General features: G+C 69.4%; 17 protein-coding genes and 1 tRNA gene. 12 read left to right on the plus strand and 6 right to left on the minus strand.

The window, feature by feature from the left end:
- Positions 1-170: 170 nt before the first annotated feature.
- Positions 171-887 carry a MarC family protein gene (locus tag MFF58_RS25490; protein WP_238291959.1) on the minus strand — a complete coding sequence of 239 codons (717 nt, stop codon included), beginning with the start codon at positions 885-887 and terminating at the stop codon, positions 171-173.
- 248 nt (positions 888-1,135) lie between these two features.
- Positions 1,136-1,870: a class I SAM-dependent methyltransferase gene (locus tag MFF58_RS25495; RefSeq protein WP_238291961.1), complete on the minus strand. Its 735-nt coding sequence runs from the start codon at positions 1,868-1,870 to the stop codon at positions 1,136-1,138.
- 139 nt (positions 1,871-2,009) lie between these two features.
- Here MFF58_RS25495 and gloB point away from each other — a divergent pair, with 139 nt between their 5' ends.
- From gloB to lpdA, 10 genes are all read left to right on the plus strand, one after another.
- Complete coding sequence (gene gloB / locus MFF58_RS25500; protein WP_238291963.1) at positions 2,010-2,786, plus strand: hydroxyacylglutathione hydrolase; 777 nt, start codon at positions 2,010-2,012, stop codon at positions 2,784-2,786.
- Positions 2,787-3,087: 301 nt separating this feature from the next.
- Positions 3,088-3,705: a TetR family transcriptional regulator gene (locus MFF58_RS25505; protein WP_238291964.1), complete on the plus strand. Its 618-nt coding sequence runs from the start codon at positions 3,088-3,090 to the stop codon at positions 3,703-3,705.
- Between the two features lie 401 nt (positions 3,706-4,106).
- On the plus strand, positions 4,107-5,069 hold the full coding sequence (mdh, locus tag MFF58_RS25510; protein ID WP_238291967.1) for a malate dehydrogenase: 963 nt from the start codon (positions 4,107-4,109) through the stop codon (positions 5,067-5,069).
- 72 nt (positions 5,070-5,141) lie between these two features.
- Positions 5,142-6,338 carry an ADP-forming succinate--CoA ligase subunit beta gene (sucC, locus tag MFF58_RS25515; protein WP_238291969.1) on the plus strand — a complete coding sequence of 399 codons (1,197 nt, stop codon included), beginning with the start codon at positions 5,142-5,144 and terminating at the stop codon, positions 6,336-6,338.
- A 2-nt stretch (positions 6,339-6,340) separates the two neighbouring features.
- The gene (sucD, locus tag MFF58_RS25520) at positions 6,341-7,225 is read left to right on the plus strand and encodes a succinate--CoA ligase subunit alpha (RefSeq protein ID WP_238291970.1); all 885 of its coding nucleotides are present in this window, start codon (positions 6,341-6,343) and stop codon (positions 7,223-7,225) included.
- A gap of 172 nt (positions 7,226-7,397) precedes the next feature.
- Complete coding sequence (locus MFF58_RS25525) at positions 7,398-10,385, plus strand: 2-oxoglutarate dehydrogenase E1 component (RefSeq protein WP_238291972.1); 2,988 nt, start codon at positions 7,398-7,400, stop codon at positions 10,383-10,385.
- 10 nt (positions 10,386-10,395) lie between these two features.
- Complete coding sequence (locus tag MFF58_RS25530) at positions 10,396-10,695, plus strand: YciI family protein (RefSeq protein WP_238291974.1); 300 nt, start codon at positions 10,396-10,398, stop codon at positions 10,693-10,695.
- A gap of 47 nt (positions 10,696-10,742) precedes the next feature.
- A complete protein-coding gene (gene odhB / locus MFF58_RS25535; protein WP_238291976.1) occupies positions 10,743-12,077 on the plus strand; it encodes a 2-oxoglutarate dehydrogenase complex dihydrolipoyllysine-residue succinyltransferase in 1,335 nt (444 codons plus the stop codon).
- A 7-nt stretch (positions 12,078-12,084) separates the two neighbouring features.
- On the plus strand, positions 12,085-12,840 hold the full coding sequence (locus MFF58_RS25540) for an SDR family oxidoreductase (protein ID WP_238292018.1): 756 nt from the start codon (positions 12,085-12,087) through the stop codon (positions 12,838-12,840).
- A gap of 67 nt (positions 12,841-12,907) precedes the next feature.
- Positions 12,908-14,308, plus strand: a complete 1,401-nt coding sequence (lpdA, locus tag MFF58_RS25545; RefSeq protein ID WP_238291978.1) for a dihydrolipoyl dehydrogenase — start codon at positions 12,908-12,910, stop codon at positions 14,306-14,308.
- A 25-nt stretch (positions 14,309-14,333) separates the two neighbouring features.
- On the opposite strand, the gene MFF58_RS25550 is transcribed toward lpdA, so the two are convergent.
- Both MFF58_RS25550 and MFF58_RS25555 read right to left on the minus strand, forming a co-directional pair.
- Complete coding sequence (locus tag MFF58_RS25550; protein WP_238291979.1) at positions 14,334-15,191, minus strand: response regulator; 858 nt, start codon at positions 15,189-15,191, stop codon at positions 14,334-14,336.
- 153 nt (positions 15,192-15,344) lie between these two features.
- Positions 15,345-16,313, minus strand: coding sequence for a tyrosine recombinase XerC (locus MFF58_RS25555; protein ID WP_238291981.1), 969 nt, complete (start codon positions 16,311-16,313; stop codon positions 15,345-15,347).
- A 107-nt stretch (positions 16,314-16,420) separates the two neighbouring features.
- Between MFF58_RS25555 and MFF58_RS25560 the strand changes: the two genes are divergently transcribed.
- Entirely contained in the window at positions 16,421-16,741 is a 321-nt protein-coding gene (locus MFF58_RS25560; protein WP_238291983.1) for a YnfA family protein, read from the plus strand.
- 7 nt (positions 16,742-16,748) lie between these two features.
- On the opposite strand, the gene MFF58_RS25565 is transcribed toward MFF58_RS25560, so the two are convergent.
- Positions 16,749-17,321 (minus strand): peroxidase-related enzyme, encoded by a 573-nt coding sequence (locus tag MFF58_RS25565; RefSeq protein WP_238291985.1) that lies wholly within the window; start codon positions 17,319-17,321, stop codon positions 16,749-16,751.
- 88 nt (positions 17,322-17,409) lie between these two features.
- Between MFF58_RS25565 and ruvC the strand changes: the two genes are divergently transcribed.
- Positions 17,410-18,033 (plus strand): crossover junction endodeoxyribonuclease RuvC, encoded by a 624-nt coding sequence (ruvC, locus tag MFF58_RS25570; protein WP_238291987.1) that lies wholly within the window; start codon positions 17,410-17,412, stop codon positions 18,031-18,033.
- A 17-nt stretch (positions 18,034-18,050) separates the two neighbouring features.
- On the opposite strand, the gene MFF58_RS25575 is transcribed toward ruvC, so the two are convergent.
- Positions 18,051-18,134 (minus strand) — tRNA-Tyr (locus MFF58_RS25575).
- Positions 18,135-18,383 lie beyond the last annotated feature (249 nt).

The following is an 18,383-nucleotide window of genomic DNA, read 5'->3' on the forward strand; positions in this document are numbered from 1 at the left end:
CGGGATCGCCGCCGACGATGCCCGGGTCCCGGTGCGGGCCCGGCAGGCGCTGCTGGCACCCGCCTGGTACGGGGCCGCCCTGGCGGCCTTCCTGGCCCTGTACTACGTGGGCCATGCCGCGCTGTTCGGCGGCCTCGGCGCGATCCCGATCATCTGATCGCGCGCGACGCTCAGCCTCGCGCCGCCACGAGCGGCGCGAACACGTCCGTGAGTCCGTTGATCAGGATCTGCGTGCCGACGCACAGCAGGAGGAACGCGAACAGGCGCCCGGTCACCCGGGCCCGGGCCGGCCCGATGAGCGCCACCACCCGGTCGGCCGAGGCGTAGAGGAGGGCGACCGCCGCGGCGACCACCAGGGCGGCCAGCGTCACGCCGAGATAGAAGCCGAACCGCTCCGCGTAGGCCTCGGGGCGGTTCGCGCCCAGGGTGATGGCGACCGCGATCGTGCCCGGCCCCGTGGTGAACGGCAGGGTCAGAGGGAAGAACGCGATCTCCGCGAGGGGCCCGGGCGCCTGGTCCGGCTGCGGTTCCGACGGGGCCGGACCGCGTGCCGTGGAGCCGGACGCCTCGGCCTGCTTGCGCGCCTCCCGCGCCTCGGGCCGGTTGAGCTGGTTCCAGGCCGAGGACATCACCACCAAGCCGCCGGCGACGCGCAGCGCGCCGAGGGTGACGCCGAAGAAATTCAGGATCGGCGTGCCGGCCCAGAGGGCGCCGAGCATTACCAGGGCGGCGTAGACGCCGATGCGGCGCGACAGCAGCACCCGCTCGGCATGGCTGTAGGCGCTCGTCACCTGCGCGAAGATGAAGGCACCCCCGATCGGGTTCACGATCGAGATCAGGCCCGAGAGGGCGAGCAGGAACTGCTGGACGGTGAAGTCGATGCTCATCCGGGCATCGTACACGACAGGTCCGCCGGACGGCGTGTCGCGCCGGCTGCGACGATTCCCCTTGCCCCGCGGGTTCGTGGCCCCGGAGCGCCGCAGGCCCGCCCCGGTCCGGGATTTGCCGGCGCAGGCTGCCGGTCGTGCCGCGCCGTTCGGGATCGCGGCCCCCGCCGCGAAGTCCCCGAGCTGCCCGCCCAGGATGCGGCGCGACCGCGACCCCGATCTTCCGAATCCCTCCGCGCGCGCCGTGCTCAGCCCGGAGCGGGCGCCGGCACGAGGACCCGGGCGGGTGCGAGGCGGCGGGCGCGCCGCACCTGCTGGACCGCCACGGGGCGGTAGAGCTGCTTGGTCGCATCGACCACGTGCAGCCCCGCGAAGGGCAGGGCGAGGCTGCTGCCGAGGCGTTCCCAAGCGGGTCCGGTGCGCAGCATCAGCCGCGAGCGCACCGGCGGCATGTAGAGGGTCTCGGACCAGCTCACGGGTGAGAACAGGGTGTCGCGCATCAGGCGCGCCAGCTGCGACCGACTGTAGGGCTGGCCGTGACCGAAGGGCGTCGCCTCCCGGCGGGCCCAGACCCCGCGCCGGTTCGGCACCACCAGGATCATCCGGCCGCCCGGCGTCAGCGTCCGCCAGACCTCTTGGAGCAGCTCCGTCGGGCTCTCGACCGATTCGAGGGCGTGGACCAGGATGACCCGGTCGATGGCCGCCTCGGGCAGGGGCATCATCGTCGGATCGGCCAGCGCCGCGCAGGAGCGGCCGGTGCTCGGCCAGTTCACCACGCCCTGGGTCGCCGGCATGAAGGCCAGCGTGCGTTCCGCGATGCAGTGGACCGGGCCGAGATACGGAGTCGCGTAGCCGATCCCGAGCACGCGCAGGCCGGACACGGAACCCAGGAACTCATGGAGCGCCCGCCCGACGACGCGGTGCGTCGTGCGGCCCAGGGGGCTGGCATAGAAGGCCCGCAAGCCGTTGACGTCGAGACGCATGAAGGGACAAGACACCGGGGCCGAAACATTCACCGTACTCAATGGTGAGCCAAGCTGCCCGCGGCAAGCGCCGAAGGAACCCGGCCCGACCGCCGCCGGTTCACGGCGACAGCTTTCGCGCTCAATGGGACCCACTCCGATGGCTGCCGAGACCGAGATCCGCACCTTTTTGTGCCGCAGCGACAATATCGGCGTCCTGGTCCGGGATCCGGCCACGGGAGCCTGCGCGGCGATCGACGTGCCGGACGCCGGCCCGGTCCTGAAGGCGCTCGACGAGACCGGCTGGCAGCTCACCGACATCCTCGTCACCCACCGCCACGGCGACCATGTCGAGGGGATCCCGGAGGTCAAGCGGGCCACCGGCGCCCGGGTCGTGGCGCCCGCCAAGGCGGGGGACGCCGTTCCTCAGGTGGACGTCACCGTCCGGGAGGGCGACACGGTGCGCGTGGGCGGCCTCGAAGCGCAGGTCTGGGAGACGCCCGGCCATTGCCTCGACCACGTCACCTATTGGTTCGCCCGGGCCGGGCTCGTCTGCGCCGGCGACACCCTGTTCACGCTGGGCTGTGGCCGGGTGATGGAGAGCCCGCCGGAGACGCTCTACCGATCGCTGCGCCGCTTCGACGACCTTCCCGACACGACCCGGGTGTTCAGCGGGCACGACTACGTACTCTCCAACGCCCGCTTTGCCCTGGCGGCCGATCCGGACAATCCGGAGCTCAAGGCGCGCTTCGCCGAGGCGGAGCGTGCGAAGGCGGAGGGGCGATTCCTGGTTCCGTCGACCATGGGCGAGGAGCGCGCGACCAATCCGTTCCTGCGCAGCGGGCTTCCGAGTCTGGCCCGATCGGTCGACATGCCGCCAGAAAGCGAGCCTGAAGCGGTGTTCGTCGCCTTAAGGGCGTGGAAGAACCGCTTCTGAGGCAGGTGATAACGAGAAAAATTTGTTGCCTTCTCAAGGCAAACTGACACATACGGGTTTTTAAGCGGTCTTAATCCGCTCAGGTCAAACGGGCTCCCGGGGGGAAGCCGTAACGTCAACGCGAAGCGCCGGGACGCTTCAGCCGGTATGATGGGGGTCCGTCTCGCCCTACCACCTGTCCACTTCCCGCCTTCCTCTTCCGTTCCATAAGCCAGAGCCTGCCGGGTCCAAGGAAGAGTCGCTCGCCGTCAAGGTCAAGCTTCCTGGAACCGACGACGCGGAGACCGGCCCGCTCGGCGACGTGGCCGGCCCCCAGCGCGCCCGTGCACCGGTCGCGGCGGACGTCCGGCTCCTCGGGATCGCCACCGAGCATCTCTCGCGCCTCGGGCCCAAACGCGTGACGGTCGTGGCCGTCGCGGCGGAAGCCGGCATGACGCACGCCAACGTCTACCGCTACTTCCCATCCAAGGATGCGCTGCTCGACGCCGTGGCGGGCCGCTGGCTCCGCGAGGTCGAGGCCCGGCTCGCCGGTATCGCCGACGCGCCCGATCCGGCCGACGACAAGATCGAGCGGCTCCTGACCGCCCTGGCCACCGTGCAGCGCGATGCGCTGGTCGACGAGCCGAACCTGTTCGCCGTCCACCTCGACGCCACCGTGTCGGCCCGGCCGATCGCCCGGCGGCACCGGGTGCGCCTGCGCAGTCTCGTCGAGCGCGTCGTCGAGGAGGGCATCACGTCCGGGATCTTCTCGGCGCGCGACCGGGAACGGGCGATCGCCTACATCTTCGACGCGAGCTACCGCTTCACGCACCCGCTGGCGATCCAGCACGATGCCGAGGTGCCGCGCGATCTGATCGAGGCCCGGTTCGGGGCCGTCATCCACGCCATTCAGCGGGTTCTGCGTTCCGGCGTTCTCTGAATCACCGCGCAGCCGATCGACCCGAGAGGCCCGGACATCCTGTCCGGGCCTCTCGCGTTTTCGGCCACCGGCTGGTCGGCTCAGCGACTTCCGGCGGGCGAAATGACAGCTTTTCGAATCTGTCATCCAAGCGTTGCCGCACCACAGGCTGTGGGTGCAGTGCACCTAAAACCCTCCCGACGTTGACGTTTCCAGACATCCGCCCGGGCCGTTCCGGGCCCGGCCGCGTGCCGGGGGTGACCCCTTCCCATCCGCCATCGGGTTGAAGCGGCGGTGCTTTTCGGCCACACAGCCGCGCAGATTTTCGAGCGGCGAATCCGGTTGCGGACCCAGGCTGACGCGCAGTTCCGGCATCGTCCCACGCATCATCGCAGTCGATACGCAGCGGAGACACATCCGACATGGCTCGCAACAAGATCGCGCTCATCGGTGCCGGCCAGATCGGCGGCACCCTGGCTCTTCTCGCTGGCCTCAAGGATCTCGGCGACGTCGTCCTGTTCGACATCGTCGACGGCGTGCCGCAGGGCAAGGCGCTGGACATCGCCGAGGCCGCGCCCGTCGAGGGGTTCGACGCGACCTACGCGGGCGCCAGCGACTATTCCGCCATCCAGGGCGCCGACGTGGTGATCGTCACCGCCGGCGTGCCGCGCAAGCCCGGCATGAGCCGTGACGACCTGATCGGCATCAACCTCAAGGTGATGCAGGCGGTGGGCGAGGGCATCAAGACCTACGCGCCCGACGCCTTCGTGATCTGCATCACCAACCCGCTCGACGCCATGGTGTGGGCGCTGCAGAAGTTCTCGGGGCTGCCCACCAACAAGATTGTCGGCATGGCCGGCGTGCTCGACTCCGCCCGCTTCCGCCACTTCCTCGCGGAGGAATTCAAGGTCTCGGTGGAGGACGTCACGGCCTTCGTGCTCGGCGGCCACGGCGACGACATGGTCCCGCTGACCCGCTACTCCACGGTCGCCGGCGTGCCCCTGACCGACTTGGTCAAGCTCGGCTGGACCACCCAGGAGAAGCTCGACGCCATGGTCGACCGCACCCGCAAGGGCGGCGGCGAGATCGTCAACCTGCTCAAGACCGGCTCGGCCTTCTACGCGCCCGCGGCTTCCGCCATCGCCATGGCGGAAAGCTACCTGCGCGACAAGAAGCGGGTCCTGCCCTGCGCGGCCTACCTCGACGGCCAGTACGGCGTGAAGGGCATGTTCATCGGCGTGCCGATCGTGATCGGCGCGAACGGCGTGGAGCGCGTCCTCGAGGTGACCTTCGACGCGGCCGAGAAGGCGATGTTCGAGAAGTCGGTCGCCTCGGTGACGAGCCTCATCGACGCCTGCAAAGGAGTCGACAGCAACCTCGCCTGAGGCCATTCGAAGCCGGGCGCGCCCATCCCGGCCCGCCCGCCCGAAGCCATCCGTTCGTCCGACGAGGTCCCGATGAACATCCACGAATACCAGGCCAAGGCCGTGCTGAAGGAGTTCGGCTTGCCGGTCTCCCGCGGCGTGGCGATCTTCAACCCGTCGGAGGCGGAGGCCGCCGCCAAGGAACTCGGCGGTCCGGTCTGGGTCGTGAAGAGCCAGATCCACGCGGGCGGCCGCGGCAAGGGGACCTTCAAGGGCGCGCCCGAGGGGGCCAAGGGCGGCGTACGCGTCACCAAGTCGATCGACGAGGTGAAGCAATATGCCGGCGAGATGCTCGGCCAGACGCTGGTGACGATCCAGACCGGGCCGGCCGGCAAGCAGGTCAACCGCCTCTACATCGAGGAAGGTGCCCAGATCGACGAGGAATTCTACCTCTCGATGCTGGTCGATCGCGTCACCGGCGGCGTCGCCTTCGTGGTCTCCACGGAAGGCGGCATGGATATCGAGGCCGTCGCCCATGATACGCCAGAGAAGATCCACACCATCGCGGTCGATCCGGCCACCGGCGTGATGCCCCATCACGGCCGCGCCGTCGCCAAGGCGCTCGGCCTCACCGGCGCCCAGGCCAAGGAAGCGGCCGCGCTGACGGAAAAGCTCTACGCGGCGTTCGTGTCCAAGGACATGAGCCTTCTGGAGATCAACCCGCTCGTGCTCACGGCCGACGGGCACCTCAAGTGCCTCGACGCCAAGATGGCCTTCGATTCGAACGCTCTTTACCGCCACCCCGACATCGTCGCGCTGCGGGACGAGACCGAGGAGGACGCCAAGGAGATCGAGGCGTCGAAGTATGACCTCGCCTACATCGCGCTCGACGGCACGATCGGCTGCATGGTCAACGGTGCCGGCCTCGCCATGGCGACCCTCGACATCATCAAGCTCTACGGCGAGGAGCCGGCGAACTTCCTCGATGTCGGCGGCGGCGCCTCCGAGGAGAAGGTCACGGCGGCGTTCAAGATCATCACCGCGGACCCGAACGTGAAGGGGATCCTCGTCAACATCTTCGGTGGGATCATGAAGTGCGACGTGATCGCCAACGGCGTGATCGCGGCCGTGAAGGCGGTGGGCCTCCAGGTGCCGCTGGTGGTGCGCCTCGAAGGCACCAACGTCGAGGAAGGCAAGGCCATCATCCGGAATTCGGGCCTCAACGTGATCCCGGCGGACGACCTCGACGACGCCGCCCAGAAGATCGTCGCCGCCGTGAAGGGAGCCTGATCATGTCGGTGATGATCGACGCCAGCACCAAGGTCATCTGCCAGGGCTTCACCGGCAAGAACGGGACCTTCCACTCCGAGCAGGCCATCGCGTACGGCACCAAGATGGTCGGCGGCACCTCGCCGGGTAAGGGCGGCTCGTCCCATCTCGGCCTGCCGGTGTTCGACACCGTCGCGGAGGCTCGCGAGGCGACGGGTGCCGAGGCCTCGGTGGTCTACGTGCCGCCGCCCGGCGCGGCGGACGCGATCTGCGAGGCGATCGCCGCCGAAGTCCCGCTGATCGTCTGCATCACGGAGGGCATCCCGGTCCTCGACATGGTGCGGGTGAAGCGGGCGCTCATCGGTTCGAAGTCGCGCCTCGTCGGGCCGAACTGCCCCGGCATCGTGACGGCGGGCGAATCGAAGATCGGCATCATGCCGGCCAACATCTTCCGGCCCGGCTCCGTCGGGATCGTGTCCCGGTCCGGCACCCTGACCTACGAGGCGGTGTTCCAAACCTCCAATGCCGGCCTCGGCCAGACGACGGCGGTGGGCATCGGCGGCGATCCTGTGAAGGGCACCGAGTTCATCGACGTGCTGGAGTTGTTCCTGGCCGACCCGAAGACCGAGTCGATCGTGATGATCGGCGAGATCGGCGGCTCGGCCGAGGAGGAGGCCGCGCAGTTCCTGAAGGACGAGGCTAAGCGCGGGCGCAGGAAGCCGATGGTCGGCTTCATCGCCGGCCGTACGGCGCCTCCGGGCCGCCGCATGGGCCATGCCGGCGCGATCATCTCGGGCGGCAAGGGCGGCGCCGAGGACAAGATCGCCGCCATGGAGGCCGCGGGCATCCGCGTGTCGCCGTCGCCGGCGCGACTGGGCTCGACCCTGGTCGAGGTCCTGAAGGGGTAAGGAGCCGCGCGCCTGCGTTGCGGCCATCGCAGGGCCGCAACGCCCATATCGGGTGTGCAGATCAACTCAGCGGGGCGGACACCCGCCCCGTTCCGGTTTGAAGGCGTTCCGCCGTGCTGACGGAAAGCCTGAAGGGCAGGGCAACCGGCCCGCGCGACAGGATGGACGCACCATGGCACGCCAGGACGTGAACGAAGCGCTCCTCGAAACCTCGTTCCTCTACGGCGCCAATGCCGCTTACATCGAGGAGTTGCAGGCGGCCTACGCCCGCAATCCCGCCTCGGTCGACCCCGCGTGGCAGGCCTTCTTCAAGGGCCTCGGCGAGGACGAGACCCTGGTCGAGAAGAACGCCGCCGGCGCCTCCTGGGAGAAGCCCAACTGGCCCGTGCCGCTCAACGGTGAGCTGGTCTCGGCGCTCGACGGCAACTGGGGCGCCCTGGAGAAGGCGCTCGGGGACAAGATCGTCGCCCGCGAGGCCAAGGAGCCGAAGCCCGGCAAGCCGCTGGACAGCGTCACCGCCACCACCGGCGTCTCGGTCGAGCAGGCCACCAAGGATTCCGTGCGGGCGATCATGCTGATCCGCTCCTACCGGATGCGCGGCCACCTGCACGCCAAGCTCGATCCCCTGGGGCTGGCACCGCGCGGCGACCACGAGGAATTGCACCCGCAGCATTACGGGTTCCAGGAGAGCGACTGGGACCGGCCGGTCTTCCTCGACAACGTGCTCGGCCTGGAGTTCGGCACGATCCGCGAGATCGTCGACATCCTGGAACGGACCTACTGCCAGACGCTCGGCGTCGAGTTCATGCACATCTCGGATCCCGCCGAGAAGGCCTGGATCCAGGAGCGCATCGAGGGCAAGGACAAGGAGATCTCCTTCACGCCCGAGGGTCGCCGAGCCATCCTCAACAAGCTGATCGAGGCCGAGGGCTTCGAGAAGTTCCTGGATCTCAAGTACACGGGCACCAAGCGCTTCGGCCTCGACGGCAGCGAGGCGATGATCCCTGCGCTGGAGCAGATCATCAAGCGCGGCGGCGCCCTCGGCGTGCGCGAGATCGTGCTCGGCATGGCCCATCGCGGCCGGCTCAACGTGCTCACCAACGTGATGGCGAAGCCCTTCCGGGCGGTGTTCCACGAGTTCAAGGGCGGCTCGGCCTCCCCGGCCGAGGTCGAGGGCTCGGGGGACGTGAAGTACCACCTGGGCGCTTCCTCGGACCGCGCCTTCGACGGCAACAACGTCCACCTGTCGCTCACCGCAAATCCGTCGCACCTGGAGATCGTCGATCCGGTGGTGCTGGGGAAGGTCCGCGCCAAGCAGGACCAGTGGGCGAAGCCCCACATCCAGCGGGCGAGCGTCCTGCCGCTGCTGATCCACGGCGACGCCGCCTTCGCGGGGCAGGGCGTCGTGGCCGAGTGCTTCGGCCTGTCGGGCCTCAAGGGCCACCGCACCGGCGGATCGGTGCACTTCATCATCAACAATCAGATCGGCTTCACCACCGATCCGCGTTTCTCGCGGTCGTCGCCTTACCCGTCGGACGTGGCCAAGATGGTCGAGGCGCCGATCTTCCACTGCAACGGCGACGATCCGGAGGCCGTGACCTTCGCCGCCAAGGTGGCGGTGGAGTACCGCCAGAAGTTCGGCAAGCCGGTCGTCATCGACATGCTGTGCTACCGCCGCTTCGGCCACAACGAGGGCGACGAGCCGGCCTTCACCCAGCCGAAGATGTACCAGCGGATCCGCAAGCATCCGTCGGTGCTGGAGAATTACGGGCGCAAGCTCGTCGAGAACGGTTCCGTGACCCAGGAGGCCCTGGACGCCCGCAAGGCCGAGTTCCGCGGCATGCTCGACACCGAGCTCGATGTCGCCAACAACTACAAGGCCAACAAGGCCGACTGGCTCGACGGCCGCTGGTCCGGCGTCAAGGCGGTCCACGAGGACGTGGACGATCCGCGCCGCGGTCGCACCGCCGTGCCGGCCGAGACGCTGCAGGAGATCGGGCGCAAGATCACGCAGGCGCCTCCCGGCTTCCACCTGCACCGCACGATCCAGCGGTTCATGGACAATCGCGCCAAGGCCGTGGAGACCGGCGCCGGCATCGACTGGGCGACCGCCGAGGCGCTGGCCTTCGGGGCGACGCTGCTGGACGGCAACCGCGTCCGGCTCTCCGGTCAGGACGTCGAGCGCGGCACCTTCTCGCAGCGCCACGCCGTCGTGATCGACCAGGAGAACGAGCAGCGCTACACGCCGCTGAACGCCATCCGCGAGGGCCAGGCCTCGATCGAGATCATCAACTCGATGCTCTCCGAGGAGGCGGTGCTGGGCTTCGAGTACGGCTACTCGCTGGCCGAGCCGAACGCGCTGGTCCTGTGGGAGGCGCAGTTCGGCGACTTCGCCAACGGCGCCCAGGTGGTGATCGACCAGTTCATCGCGAGCGGCGAGCGCAAGTGGCTGCGCATGTCCGGCCTCGTGCTGCTGCTGCCCCACGGCTACGAGGGGCAGGGGCCCGAGCACTCCTCCGCCCGACTGGAGCGCTACCTCCAGGCCTGCGCCGAGGACAACATGCAGGTCGCCAACGTCACGACCCCGGCGAACTACTTCCACATCCTGCGCCGGCAGCTGAAGCGCGACTTCCGCAAGCCGCTGGTGCTGATGACGCCGAAGTCGCTGCTGCGCCACAAGCGCGCCGTCTCGAACCTCGACGCCCTGGCGGAGGGCTCGACCTTCCACCGCGTCCTCTGGGACGATGCCGAGGAGGAGGGCGCGCAGAACAAGCTGGTGCGCGACGACAAGATCCGTCGCGTCGTGCTCTGCTCCGGCAAGGTCTACTACGACCTCCTGGAGGAGCGGGAGAAGCGCGGTCTCAACGACATCTACCTGATGCGCGTCGAGCAGCTCTACCCGTTCCCGCTCAAGGCGCTGGCCAACGAGATGGCCCGCTTCCGCAACGCCGACGTGATCTGGTGCCAGGAGGAGCCCAAGAACATGGGGGCGTGGTCCTTCGTCGAGCCCTATCTGGAATGGGTGCTCGGCCAGGCCGGCTCCGCGGTGAAGCGCGCCCGCTACGTCGGCCGTCCGGCCTCCGCCTCCACGGCGGTCGGCCAGATGTCGAAGCACCAAGCTCAGCTCCAGGCCTTCCTCAACGAGGCCCTGGCGGTCTGATCATCCGGCCATGGCCTACTTCCTGCTCCGCCTGGACCCGCCGCGCCCGAGCTTCCCGTTCGACGCGACGGAGGCCGAGATGGCGCTGTTCTCGGCCCATTCCGGGTACTGGATGGCGCAGGCGGAGGCCGGAACCGCCATCGCGGTCGGACCCGTCTTCGAATCCGGCGGCACCTGGGGCTTGGCCCTGGTCGAGGCCGCCGACGCGGCCCAGGCCGAGGCCCTCGGCGAAGCGGATCCGGTCCTGATGGCGCAGGTAGGCTTCCGGTACACCGTCTCGCCCGTTCCATCCTTGATCCTGCGGCGCTGACGTCGCGGCCCGACATCCAGAGGAGGCCCCCCGCGGGGCAACAGAGCATGGCAACCGACATCCTCGTCCCGACCCTCGGCGAATCCGTGAGCGAGGCCACCATCGGCCGCTGGTTCAAGAAGCCCGGCGACCCGGTCGCGGCCGACGAGCCGATCGTCGAGCTCGAGACCGACAAGGTGACCTTGGAGGTCAACGCTCCGGCGGCCGGCCAACTCGGCGAGATCCTGGTCAAGGACGGGGAGACCGTGGAACCGGGCGCCCTGCTCGGCTCGATCGTCGAGGCCGGTGCCGGCGGCGGCACGGCCAAGAAGGCCGCCCCGAAGGAGGTCCCGAAGGAAGCCGCCGAGACCAAGGCCGAGAGCCGGAGCGAGGCTCCCAAATCCGCGACGCCCGCCAAGGCCGAGGCGCCGGCCCAGGAATCCTCCGCCGGCTACGGCAATCACGGCGATGCCGCGGCTCCGGCGGCCCAGCAGCGCCCGGCCGGCGACAATGGCCCCGCGGTGGCCAAGCTCGCCCGCGAGACCGGCGTCGACCCGTCGGGCGTCAACGGCTCCGGCAAGGACGGTCGCGTGACCAAGGGCGACATGCTCGGGGCCATCGCCAAGGGGCCGGCGCCCGCCGCCGCCCCCGCTCGGGAGGCCCGGCCGACCCTGCCGCGCGCGCCCTCGGCTCCGGATGACGCCGCGCGCGAGGAGCGCGTGCGGATGACGAAGCTCCGCCAGACCATCGCGCGCCGCCTCAAGGACGCGCAGGACACCGCGGCGATGCTGACGACGTTCAACGACGTCGACATGTCCGCCGTGATGGCCATGCGCAGCCAGTACAAGGACATCTTCGAGAAGAAGCACGGCACCAAGCTCGGCTTCATGGGCTTCTTCACCAAGGCGGTGATCGGCGCCCTGAAGGATGTGCCGGCGGTCAACGCCGAGATCGACGGGCAGGACCTCGTCTACAAGAACTACTATCACATCGGCATCGCGGTCGGGACCGATAAGGGCCTCGTCGTGCCGGTGGTCCGCGACGCCGACGACCTGTCGATCGCGGGCATCGAGAAGAAGATCGCCGGCTTCGGCAAGAAGGCCCGCGACGGCAAGCTCTCCATCGAGGAGATGCAGGGCGGCACCTTCACGATCACCAACGGTGGCATCTACGGCTCGCTGATGTCGACGCCGATCCTCAACGCGCCGCAATCCGGCATCCTCGGCATGCACCGCATTGAGGAGCGGCCGGTGGTCCGCGCCGGCAAGATCGAGGCTCGGCCGATGATGTACCTCGCACTGTCGTACGACCATCGCATCGTCGACGGTAAGGAGGCCGTGACCTTCCTGGTGCGGGTCAAGGAGGCGCTGGAGGATCCGGCGCGGCTCGTGCTGGACCTGTGAGGCCATGATGTCGGACGCTGAGAACAGGGTCGCGGTCGTCACCGGCGGCAGCCGCGGCATCGGCCGGGCGGTGGCGCTGCTCCTCGCGGAGCGCGGCTACGCGGTCTGCCTGAGCTACGTGTCGGATGCCGCCGCAGCACACGGCGTGGTCGACACGATCACCGCCGGTGGTGGTCGCGCGCTCGCCGTGAAGAGCGATGTCGGCAGCGAGGCCGACGTCATCGCCCTGTTCCGGGCGGCCGACGGGCTCGGGCGGCTCGCGGCGCTGGTCAACAACGCCGGCGTGGTGGACGTGAAATCCGACGTTGCCGACATGAGCGCGGCCCGGCTTCAGCGGATGATGACCACCAACGTGGTCGGCAGCTTCCTGTGCGCCCGCGAGGCGGTCCAACGCATGTCGACCAAGCGAGGCGGGGGCGGCGGCGCGATCGTCAACCTGTCCTCCGTGGCGGCGCGCCTCGGCGGCCCCGGGCAGTTCGTGGACTACGCCGCCTCGAAGGGAGCGATCGACTCGCTGACGATCGGGCTCTCTCGCGAAGTCGCCGGAGAGGGCATCCGCGTCAACGCGGTGGCGCCCGGCATCATCGCCACCGAGATCCATGCCAGCGGCGGCGAGCCCGACCGGGTGGAGCGTCTCGGCCCCGGCGTCCCGATGGGCCGGGCCGGCACCGCCGAGGAGGTCGCCGCGCCGATCGTGTGGCTCCTCTCGGAGGAGGCCTCCTACACCACGGGCGCCATCCTCGACATCGGCGGCGGCCGCTGAGGCCGCAACCGATCCGACATTCCCTGCCCGTTCCACACGCGGCACGACCGAGCGGAAGCGAACCTGCATGTCCTACGATCTCGTCGTCATCGGCACCGGCCCTGGCGGCTACGTCTGCGCCATCCGCGCGGCGCAGCTCGGCCTGCGGACCGCGGTGGTCGAGAAGCGCGCGACGCACGGCGGGACTTGCCTCAACATCGGCTGCATCCCGTCGAAGGCGCTGCTCCACGCCTCGGAGGCGTTCGAGGAGGCCAACACGCATTTCGCCGATCTCGGCATCGACGTCGGCACGCCGAAGCTCGACCTGAAGAAGATGATGGCCTTCAAGGACGAGGGCGTGGCGGGCAACACCAAAGGTGTCGAGTTCCTGCTCAAGAAGAACAAGGTCGACACCTTCCACGGCACCGGCCGTATCGCCGGCGCGGGCCGCGTCGAGGTGATCGCCGAGAACGGGGGCAATCAGATCCTCGAAAGCAAGAGCATCGTGATCGCGACGGGTTCGGACGTGACGCGCCTGCCGGGCGTGACGATCGACGAGAAGGTCGTGGTGTCGTCGACCGGCGCCCTCGAGCTGGACCGGGTGCCGAAGAAGCTCCTCGTCATCGGCGCCGGAGTGATCGGGCTGGAACTGGGCTCGGTCTGGCGCCGCCTCGGCGCCGAGGTCACGGTGGTCGAATATCTCGACCGGGTGCTCCCCGGCATGGATGGCGAGGTCGGCAAGCAGTTCCAGCGGATCCTGACCAAGCAGGGCATCGGCTTCAGGCTGTCCACCAAGGTGACCGGCGTGGAGGTCGGCAAGAAGGGCGCGAGCGTGACCGTCGAGCCGGCCGCGGGCGGCGCGGCGGAGACGCTGCAGGCCGACGTGGTCCTCGTGGCGATCGGCCGGGTTCCCTACACGGAGGGTCTCGGCCTCGACACGGTCGGCGTCCAGCGGGACGACAAGGGCCGGATCCTCACCGATTCCCACTACGCCACCAACGTCACCGGGATCTACGCCATCGGCGACGTGATCGCCGGCCCGATGCTCGCCCACAAGGCCGAGGACGAAGGCGTGGCGATCGCCGAGATGTTGGCCGGCCAGTCCGGCCACGTGAATTACGGTGTGATCCCCAACGTGGTCTACACGTTCCCGGAAGTCGCCTCGGTGGGCAAGACCGAGGAGGAGCTCAAGAAGGACGGGATCGCCTACAATGCCGGCAAGTTCCCCTTCACGGCCAACGGCCGCGCCAAGGCGAACGGCACCACCGACGGCTTCGTGAAGGTGCTGGCCGACGCCCAGACCGACCGCGTCCTCGGCGTCCACATCGTCGGCGCCGATGCCGGCAACCTGATCGCCGAGGTCGCGGTGGCGATGGAGTTCGGCGCCTCCTCGGAGGACATCGCCCGGACCTGCCACGCGCACCCGACGCTCACCGAGGCCGTCAAGGAAGCCGCCCTCGCGGTGAACAAGCGCGCGATCCACGTCTGACGGGCCGCGCGCCTCGACGGGCGGATCAGGCGATCTTGCGTCGGGCGTTGGGGAGGTCGGCGATCCGCAGCAGCGCGCTCGGCGCCGGGGGGGCCGTGAGGGCGTTGAGGAGATAGGGCCTGCGCAAGCCCAGGGCGTTGTGCAGGGCCAGATCGATGTCGCGCGCGTAGAACGGCATCCGCAGCACGGCGTCGACCCCGAAGTAGCGCCCAGCCTGGGCCACGGGCTCCAGTTCGGACGTGGTCAGCAGGGTGATCCGGGTGGCGAGGCCCAGCGGCTGGATCTGGCAGGCCAGTTCCATTCCGTCGATGCCGTTCAGCTTCACGTCGATGAAGGCGAAGTCGTAGGCCGCGTGCTTGAACTGCTTCAGGGCGTGGCGGCCGTCATCCGTCTCGTCGAGTTCGATCGCGAAGCCGCTGCGGGCCACGACGCGGCTGATGGCCGACCGCCCGGCCGGGGTCGAGCAGGCCAGCAGCGCCCGGGTCGGCGTGCGACGCCGGGCATCGGCGTGCAGGAGCTGCTCGATATGGCCCGGGTCGAGGGGCGTCTTGAGAACCTCGTAGGCCCCGAGGCTGGTGGCGATCTCCTGCCAGTGCGGCATGACGCGGGTGGCCACCAGCACCAGGCATGGCGGTTCGGCCCCCGCCCGACGCGCCACCGCCACGGCCTCGGGTCCGCTCAGATCCTCGAGCTGGAGACTGACGAAGGCCAGGGTCGGGCGGCGTTGGAGGAGAATGTCGCAGAGTGCTTGGCCGGAGGTTGCCTCTTCGATCGCGGCCTGCGGATCGAAGCGCTGAACGACCGCCCGCAGAGAGGCGCGACGGCCCGCATCGCAGTCCGCGATAACGACCCGTGCCGACGTCCCCCCGTTATCAAGCCCCATGGCGCCCGTCCAAGTCGATCCGATCCCTGCCGCCAAGAGTGGGCTTAGATCGTGACGAAGCTCTTAAAGAAACAGCTGTTCACCTAACCGCGAGCATCACATCGCTATTCCATGCAGGAGCGACCCCGATAACAGCTCCTATATCTGGCTAGATTAGCGACTAAACCGAGGATGGGCCGACGCGTAGGCACTCATCAGCCGCGCGGCATCAACCTGCGTGTAGAGCTGCGTGGTCGACAGGGAGGCGTGGCCGAGGAGTTCCTGGATCGCACGCAGTTCCCCTTGTCGCGCAAGGAGATGCGTCGCGAAGGAATGGCGCAGGGCGTGCGGCGTGGCGCTGTCGGGCAGGCCGAGGGCCCCCCGGGCGCGGGCGACCGTGTACTGAATGATCCGCGGCGACAAAGGGCCGCCCCTGGCACCGACGAAGAGAGGCCCGTCCGACGGCAGCGGCAGCGGGCAGGCGGCGATATAATCGGCGACGGCCTGTGCCACGATGGGCAGGATCGGCACCATGCGCTGCTTGCCCCCCTTGCCCAGGACGGTAACCTGATCGCTGCCCGGCAGCGGCGCATCCCGGCGCGCGAGGCCCAGAGCCTCCGAGATACGCAATCCGGCGCCGTACAGAAGCGCCAGCACGGCGGCGTCCCGGGCAAGCACCCAGGGCTCGCGCTCCTCGCCGGCGCGGATGCCGGTATCGGTGAGCGCCACGGCAGCCTGCACGGGCAGGGGCCGCGGCAGGCGGCGAGGAACCTTGGGCGAACGCACGCCGCCCAGCGCCGAGACCGTCCCGTGCCCCTCCCGCTCGAGGTAGCGCGCGAAGGAGCGCAGGCCCGCGAGCATGCGCATCAGCGAACGGCCGGACACCGCCTCGGCCCGCCGTGCGGCCATGAAGGCGCGGATGTCGCGCACCTTCAGAGCGATCAGCATCGGGATCGTCGGGGTACCCTGCCGCGACGCGAGGTGAAGGAGAAACTGGCGCAGGTCGCGCCCGTAGGCCTCGACGGTGTTGGGCGACATCCGCCGCTCGCGGGCGAGCCCCTCGGTCCAGGCCCGGACGACGTCGCGGAGGCGCGCGTCGCCCGGTATCAGTATCAGGTCATGGTCGGTCGCGCGTGCAGCCATGAGTCCACTCGACCGGATGTGTCTTGCCGAGCCCTTAACGCCGGACCCGGACCCAGCCGCCTGTCGCCACGCTCGCCCCCTGCGGCGCCCCGTGCCAAGCTGCCCCGATGACAGCCCTCGCTTATGCCGGCGCCGCCCTCGCGGAGATCGCCGGATGCTTCGCGTTCTGGTCGTGGCTGCGACTGGGCCACTCAGTCTGGTGGGTCCTGCCCGGGCTGGTGTCGCTCGCGGTGTTCGCCGCCCTGCTGACGCTCGTGGACACACCGGCGGCGGGGCGCGCCTTCGCGGCCTATGGCGGGGTCTACGTCGCCGCGTCGGTTCTGTGGCTGTGGCTCGCGGAAGGCCACCGGCCCGACCGCTGGGATCTCGCGGGCAGCGTGGTCTGCCTCGCCGGGACGGCGCTGATCCTGCTGGGTCGACGGGGCTGAGGCGGTCTCACCGCCCCATGGCGTAGAACTCGACGTTCGGCCGCAGGTCCGCCACGCTCGCGAGCCGGTTCGACAGGGCGAAGAGCGCCGTGATCGCCGCGATGTCCCACACATCGTCCGGGCTGAAGCCATGCTCGGCGAGTGCAGCGTGATCCTCCGGGCCGACGGTCTGGGAGGCGGTCGCCACCGTCACCGCGAAGGCCAGCATGGCGCGCTGGCGCGGCGTGATGTCGGCCTTGGCGTAGTTGACCGCCACCTGATCGGCGAGGAGCGGGTTCTTGGCCCGGACCCGCAGGATCGCCCCATGGGCGACGACGCAGTAGAGGCATTGATTGGCCGCGCTGGTAGCCACGACGATCATTTCGCGCTCGGCCTTCGAAAGGCCGCCGGGCCGATCCATCAGCGCGTCGTGGTAGGCCATGAAGGCGCGAAACTCGTCGGGACGGTGCGCCAGTGCCAGGAAGATGTTGGGCACGAAGCCGGCCTTCTCCTGCACGAGAGTGATTCGGGCGCGCAGATCCTCCGGCATCTCCGAGAGCTTCGGCACCGGGAAGCGGCTGATCGGGGCCTCCACGCTCATGATCGTCCTCCAATTCCTGTGCCTTGGTGAAACCAGGCGTTCACGATACGTACGGCAGCGTCGGGCCGTTCGTCGAGCCGGAAGCATCATGACCAGCCCCATCCGCATCCTCGGCATCGATCCCGGGCTCCGCCGCACCGGCTGGGGCCTGATCACCGCGCAGGGGACGAAGCTTACCTACGGCGATTGCGGCGTCGTCACCTCGGACGGCGACCTGCCCCTGGCCCTGCGCCTGCGCGAGCTGTTCGAGGGCATCAGCCGGATCGTCGAGGCCGTCCGGCCTCACGAGGTCGCCGTGGAGGAGACCTTCGTCAACAAGGACGCGCAGGCGACGCTCAAGCTGGGACACGCCCGAGCCATGGCCCTCGTGGTCCCGGCGCTCGCCGGCCTGCCGGTGTTCGAGTACGCGCCCAATCTCATTAAGAAGACCGTGGCGGGCTCCGGACACGCCGAGAAGGTGCAGATCCAGGCGATGGTGCGCTTCCTGCTGCCGAAGGCCGAGTTCCGGGTGGCCGACGCCGCCGACGCGCTGGCCATCGCGATCACCCATGCCAGTCACCGGGACGCGCACGCCCTCCGTCAGGCCCACCTGCCCGGTGGCAAGCGCCGCAGCCTCACCGGCCAGGCGGCCGCGGGGCAGGGTCTTGAAGGGAAGGGCTTCTCGGCGGCCGCAGCCGCGCGCATCGAGGCCGCGCTGGCGAAACAAGGCTGACGGGATCGGGAAGAACTTGGTGGGGGAAGTAGGACTCGAACCTACGAAGCTTACGCAGCGGATTTACAGTCCGCCCCCTTTGCCGCTCGGGACATTCCCCCAAGGCGGGTTCTTCACCCGCGGCGCCCTTATGGTGAGGGGTGGGCCGGGTGTCAACGCTTGTGGTGGCCGGATCCACGTCTGAGCCTGGGTGGGGACCGCCCTGCGTTACGTTCGGCGCGGGATCCCGGATCGGCTTCCGCTTCGCGGCGCCCATCCCCGGCCGCTCCGGCGCAGGCTGGAACGCGACGCCCGCGACAGGCGCCTGCCGCGCGAGCGCCGTCCGCGTCCCGGAGCGGGCACAGGACGTG

This window comes from Methylobacterium longum, from assembly GCF_022179385.1.
In the GTDB taxonomy this organism is placed as follows: Bacteria; Pseudomonadota; Alphaproteobacteria; order Rhizobiales; family Beijerinckiaceae; genus Methylobacterium; species Methylobacterium longum.